Source organism: Candidatus Obscuribacterales bacterium (genome assembly GCA_036703605.1).
Classification (GTDB): domain Bacteria; phylum Cyanobacteriota; class Cyanobacteriia; order RECH01; family RECH01; genus RECH01.
Genome location: DATNRH010000041.1, coordinates 1 through 6,531, shown reverse-complemented (window position 1 = coordinate 6,531; position 6,531 = coordinate 1). Strand labels below are relative to the sequence as shown.

Genomic DNA, 6,531 nt, shown 5'->3' with positions numbered 1-6,531 from the left:
TAAGCGTACTAGACAATGTTACTCTTGCCCCCATGGAAGTGCGTCGATGGAGTAAACAACAGGCCAAAGATATTGCAGCAGAATTACTAGAGCGAGTAGGAATTTTAGATCAAGCCCATAAGTATCCAGGACAACTATCCGGGGGGCAGCAGCAGCGGGTGGCGATCGCTCGTGCCTTGGCAATGCAGCCCAAAATTATGCTATTTGATGAACCGACCTCAGCACTCGACCCGGAAATGGTGCGAGAGGTGTTGGACGCCATGCGTTCCTTAGCCCAATCAGGGATGACCATGGTGTGTGTTACCCATGAGGTAGGTTTTGCCCGGGAAGTTGCTGATCGCATCGTATTGATGGCTGAGGGGCAAATTGTAGAAGAGGCTACCCCCCAAGAGTTCTTCACCCATCCCAAGCATCAGCGTACCCAGCAGTTTCTCTCCCAGATTCTCCATTAGGCTCAGCGCTGCGGTGCCGCTTATGTCAAGTCTATGGTTCTAGCCACCGCCCTGCAGCCCTCATTGGCTAACATTCAGGAAAAGGATTTAGGCTAAGACTCCTATAATGATCTAAGGTTGAACAAGGGCTAGAATGCAGGGCGTATCCTGTGGTTGTTTAACCAGATTTTATAGTATCGGTGCGCTATGAGCTATCTTAGGCATAGCCTGCGTGACGACCATCCGCCAAGCAGCTTCGCAAAGAAGGTTATGGTTATGGCATCAAACAACTCTGCTATCAGCCTAGAGCCTTGCCGTACCATCACCGAGTCTCTTGTATTGGATCAGTTAGGAGTTGTGATCTTGGGAATCATTAACCAAGTCGTTCAGCGTCAAAAGTCTTTGTCAGAGCAAACCTATGATGCACTGCGAGACAGCATTTTATCCGGTGAGTTACTGCCTGGCGATCGCTTGATAGAAACTCAAATTGCTAGCCAGCTTAAAGTAAGCCGTACTCCTATTCGAGAAGCTCTTCGTCAACTCCAGCAAGAAGAGCTGGTGACGGCTGATGGTAACGGATGGCTGCGGGTCACAACTATCTCCGCTCGCGAAGCTGAGCATTTGTATGATTGCCGGATTGCCTTGGAAACCTTGGCAGTCACTGAAGCCTGCCGGTGGATTAAGCCAGAGCAGTTGCGCCAATTTGAGTACTATTTGAACGAGTCAGATACCTTAATTAAGCAAAAGCCGTCGATCGATCTGGGATCTCAGATGCTGGATTTAGATTATCGCTTCCACCGCCTGATTGCCGAAAGCTCCGGTAACTTATGCTTACTGGGACTGCTTGATCAGGTGTTTAGCAAGATGACCCTTCTACGCATTCGCACCACCCACCACAATCCCCGAGTCCTAGATATCAATACCGAACATCGACGGGTTTATGAGGCGATCGCCCAGCAACAGACCGCAGAAGCAATCCAAGCCATACGAGAGCATTTATTGTCCAGCAAAAGTCGCGTGGTGGTGGAGGTAAAGGCTATTCTTGCACCCTCATAACAAGACGTAGAGACGTTACTGCATCAAGATATAATTGATGCGATATGCGAACGAACCGTGAGCGAAACGCTTATATGCCGATTTTACATCGTCATTCAGCAACACCGGTGTAGACTTGAGTCAACCTGCTTTCTCAACCAAGAACACATAGCTTGAGTGCATATGGGCATCACTGCGGAACGATGGATGGGCTGCCTCCGCCCATGAGCAAAGCTGATGATCTACCATTTGAAATCCACAGGATTCCAAGAGGGCGATCGCTTCATCTTGATGAACAAAGCGGTAAAAGTATCGCCCTTGATATAAATACTGATTGTCCCCGATTATTTCCATATCAATGTCAGCAATGCTATCTTCAAAGCCAGGAATATTACAAAGCAGCAAGCCTCCTGGCTTCAACAGGCGATGCAGTTCACGCAGCACTGGTTGTGGATCGGGTAAGGTTTCAACCACATCTGCAAGCAATATAAAATCGAAGTAGCCATCCTCCAAGGGAATAGATTCAAGGTCACAGGTGACTGTTTTCAGAAGGGCGAGGAGTGTTGTGGAGATTTTACTTAGCGCATGTGCTGAAGCATCACAAGCAACGATGTGATCGGACAAGGCTAGAAGTTTAGGTAGGTTGCGCCCCTCTCCTGCACCAGCATCTAAAATACAAGAAGACTTAGGTAACCTATTCTTAATATAAGGAATAAATATATCAATAAACCCAATGGGTTGAGTGCCCCAGACTAAATCCTTTGTCGATGCATACAAAGAGTCCCAAGCCTTCTTATTTTGATCAGACAAATCCAGGTTGTTTTCTCTATGATGTGTGGTCATAATTAGTAAGTTAGATACAGGCTCGTCAACATCACAGACGTTAACGAACAAAGTTGAGAGCCCTAAGATTTCACAACCCTAGAATGCTGTATGGCAACAGCTATCCTCTTGGTTAGAGGAGGCTGCATGAAGTCCCCATGGTTGCTGCTGCTTTGATCAAGGGACAGAGGCAGGACACTATCTATGCCTTGGAACCATAGGGTTCATTTGCAGCGTTGTCTTACCATAGATGGTGATTGCTATACCTGAAATACAGCAAGAATAAACGTCATAGAAGAACAGTCTATTTTAGTATGACTGGATCGAACGAAGATCGAACGAATGACCTTGAGTAGGGGCGATCGCTGCCCGCCTACACTAGCCATCTTGAACATTTAGATTCATCATCCTATTCAAAGCAACACCTATATGCCTATCATACGTTGGATCGTTAAAGATAGGTAGGCGATCGCTGTCGAAGCTAGTCTAGCTTCGACTCATTGCTATTCATGCGGAGACAGGCATCTGCTAAGTCCAAGATAATATCAAGCCGGCTCATATCGTTATAGCACTGTAATCCTTCTTGCAAAAGCCTATGGTGCGCTGGAATCTGCTTGAGCAGGTGATCAATATGCGTCGAGTCACACAGGGCAGCCCGTTGGCATAGTTCTTCGATCCACTCCCTGGGCATCACACAAAGCTGATCGGAGGCAAGAGCAGGTGGAGCAGGTACTACATCCATCGTTTGGCTGAAAACATAGTGAACAGGAATGAGCGCGGCAATTTTGTGAAACAACGTCTGCAGCTGAATTGGCTTCGTCAAAAAGTCATCACATCCCACCGCTAGGGCATAGGTGCGATCGCGATCAAAGGCACTAGCCGACATGGCCAAAATGCGCGTTGGGCAGATGGTTTGACCGGAATGTTGATCAACGCCTTTAGTCTGCTCCACCCTACGAATATGACGAGTCGCCGCATAGCCATCCACTCCCGGCATGTTGATATCCATCAAAATTAAATGGGGTTGCCACTGCTTCCAAAGAGCGATCGCTGCCTCTCCCCGATCTGCAGCCTGGGTCTCAAAGCCAATGATACTCAGGGTTTGAATCAAAAATTGACAATTATCTTCCTGATCATCCACCACCAAAATTCGATAGGTCGGCTGACCAGGCGTAACGCCAATCACCACACTAGTAGGCAGGGTCTGCTCAAGATCTGCCGAGGTGGCAAGGCGCACAGGGATAGAAAAGCGGAAGAGGCTCCCCCGCTGAGGTTGACTATCTAGGGTAATCTGCCCACCCAATAGATCCAGCAGACGGCGGCTGATCGTCAGCCCTAGTCCTGTGCCATCAGCAAATTTTGAACCATTTGAAGCATCCGACACCTGCTCAAAGGCTTCAAAAATCCTGGCTTGATGTTCAGGCGCAATACCAATACCCGTATCCTCAACCTCAAACGTCAGAAAAACCTGGGTTAACTGTTGGCGATCGCAATGGGGATGCACTGTAGCCGAAACCCGCAGAAAAATTTGTCCTTGGTCTGTGAACTTAATTGCATTGCCCAACAGATTAATTAACACCTGACGCAGCTTGTGGGCATCGGTCATGATGTAACTAGGCGTGTTCTCTGCAAGATCAAAATGGAGCGTGAGACCTTTCATATCCGCCTGTTGGTAGAGCATCTCACAGCTCGTTCGGATAAAATCTGGAAGATTGAACGTACTATATTCAACGGACATATGCCCGGCTTCAATTTTGGATAAATCCAGCACCTCATTGATTAGCTCTAGCAAGTGCTCTCCACTGCGCAGAATAGTCTGAACGAAATTACGATGATCAGCCGACAGTTGCGTATCGTATCCCATCACCTGAGCAAACCCCAAAATAGCATTGAGCGGCGTCCGCAGTTCATGGCTCATGCTTGCCAGAAACTGACTCTTAGCCACATTGGCTGCCTCGGCCTCTTGTTTGGCTAGTTGCAGCTTAAGCTCAGCCTGCTTGCGTTCTGTAATATCCCGAGCAATGCCGCGATAGCCCAGCAACCAACCCTGGGCATCTAGGATAGGAGAGCCACTTGTTTCTAAGGTCACCAGTCTACCCGCTTGGTGAATGAGTGTTTTCTCCACTCCCGTAAAAGACATGGCCCGTTCCACATAGGGGCGCAGAATCGACCGCACCCGATCGCGCTCTAGGGGTTCCATAAAATCGAAGGTTGTATGCCCTAGCACTTGATCCGGGACATACCCTAGAATGTGCTCTACTTGGGGACTGACGTAGGTAAACCGATCGTCTGCATCGGTTTGCCACACCCAGTCAGAGGTTTGCTCAATGAGGTCACGGAAGCGGGTTTCACTTTCCTGCAGCGCCAGATCTGCCCGTTTGCGATCGCTGATGTCTTCCACCAAGGCGATCGCGGACTGGATCTGCCCCTGAGGATCCCGCACCATCGACATAATCACATGCGTCCAGATAATATGACCATCTTTGCAGATAAATCGCTTTTCCAGTTGATAGCAGTCTCGCTGCCCAGCCAGACATTCATCTAAAAGTTGACGCTCAGCCGGCAGATCATCAGGATAAGAAATATCGAAACATTGATAAGTTGCTAACTCCTCAGCACTGTAGCCTAACAGGTTTAAAAAGCAAGGATTGGTGAACGATAGCCAGTAGTCTGGCGCAGTGCCCACCACAATACCAATTTGGGCTGCCTCAAAAATGGCCCGAAAGCGTGCTTCACTATCTCGCTGTGCCTGCTCCGCTCGGCGGCGATCGCTCAGATCAATTCCCACCAGAGTCACAACCCAGCAGGATTCTATCTCGTCACGCCGAGAGGTGACAGTGTCTGAGATCCAGCGAATGGAACCATCGGGATGACGATAGCGATATTCAAAGGTATTGCTGCGCTCTTGTCGTATCGTATCGATCAAGTGAGGAATGAAGGTTTCCGCATCCTCTGGTATGATGCACGACAACCATTTTTCTGCCGGAAAAATAGCCAGGGGATAGCCAAATACGGCAATACAGCCCAGGGAATGATACACCGTTTCCCATGAACCATCATCGTAGTAGCGAAAGCTACCAATAGAGGCTCCAATGCTATTGAGGATATCACTAAGCTGGGCCTTTGAAGCCTGCAGAGCTAGCTCAAGTTGCTTGCGATCGCTAATATCTTGATGCCACCCCACCATGCGCACTGGACAGCCAGACTCATCCCAGACCGCCTGCCCCCGGGCCAAAATCCACTTATAGCTACCATCTGCACAACGTAGCCGAAATTCATGCTGGTAATCTGGGCTTTGATGATAAATATAGGCCTGCTGAGCTGCTAGGGTGCGATCGCGATCGTCGGGATGCAGCAAATCTGTCCAGGTGGTGAACGTCCCAACAAACTCCCCTTCCATGTAGCCCAACATGGACATCCAGCGGGCTGTCATCATCACCTGTCCTGTGGTGATATCCCAGTCAAAAATGCCGTCTCCGGTGCCTTTCATCAACAGCCGCCAGCGTTCTTCCTGCTGGTAGTGCTGCTGCTGCTGTTGGCGCAACTGGGCTACCACAGCTCGGTGTTGGGTGTGGATATGTACCTTAGCCTGAAGCTCTGCAGAACTAAACGGTAGCGTTAGGTAGTCTATACCGCCAGCTTCATAGGCCCGCGATCGCTCTTGATCAGAACCAAACGGAATCACAGGAATGGCAGCGATCGCCTGCAGATCAAGCCCTTGCTCCAACCACTGAACCGACAGGAACAGTAAGTCAACCGTACCTGCTTCTAGAGCCATGTGCAGATCTTGGATAAGCTGTACCCGCTGCGGGCAGTAGCCCAGATCCATCAAACAGAACATTACATCCTGCCCAATAGATGAATCACTATCAGCGACTACAATCGTCACAGATGCGGGATAGATAGCCAAATCACGTTGCAAGGTGCTCAAGACCGTTTTATCCATTCACAAGACATTTCATCACACAAGACCACCCCTCGCCAGATCGATCCTCTCCATAGAGCTCCCCCCTAGACACCCTTTTCCAAGCCATCGCTTCATAGGGTACCAGGATACCAGAAATAACCCTTACTCCTTCACCCAAATTTATGTGTAAATTGATACTAGCTTCAAGGAACATTATGAGACGTTACGTCATACCCAATTCATTTGAAGATGCACATGATTGCAGGTTTGCCGTGCGCTACGCTTTGCTAACATACCCTACACCCATGGTGCTTCACATTAGATGGGTATGACGCC

At 49.0% G+C, this 6,531-nt stretch carries 4 protein-coding genes; 2 read left to right on the top strand and 2 right to left on the bottom strand.

Annotated features, from left to right (window positions below):
- Both V6D20_00985 and V6D20_00980 read left to right on the top strand, forming a co-directional pair.
- The coding region (locus V6D20_00985) for an amino acid ABC transporter ATP-binding protein (GenBank protein ID HEY9814371.1) at positions 1 to 452 on the top strand (452 nt) is incomplete at its 5' end.
- 255 nt (positions 453 to 707) lie between these two features.
- Positions 708 to 1,487 (top strand): GntR family transcriptional regulator, encoded by a 780-nt coding sequence (locus V6D20_00980; GenBank protein HEY9814370.1) that lies wholly within the window; start codon positions 708 to 710, stop codon positions 1,485 to 1,487.
- Between the two features lie 120 nt (positions 1,488 to 1,607).
- On the opposite strand, the gene V6D20_00975 is transcribed toward V6D20_00980, so the two are convergent.
- Both V6D20_00975 and V6D20_00970 read right to left on the bottom strand, forming a co-directional pair.
- Entirely contained in the window at positions 1,608 to 2,309 is a 702-nt protein-coding gene (locus V6D20_00975; GenBank protein ID HEY9814369.1) for a class I SAM-dependent methyltransferase, read from the bottom strand.
- Between the two features lie 460 nt (positions 2,310 to 2,769).
- Entirely contained in the window at positions 2,770 to 6,219 is a 3,450-nt protein-coding gene (locus tag V6D20_00970; GenBank protein ID HEY9814368.1) for a PAS domain S-box protein, read from the bottom strand.
- Positions 6,220 to 6,531 lie beyond the last annotated feature (312 nt).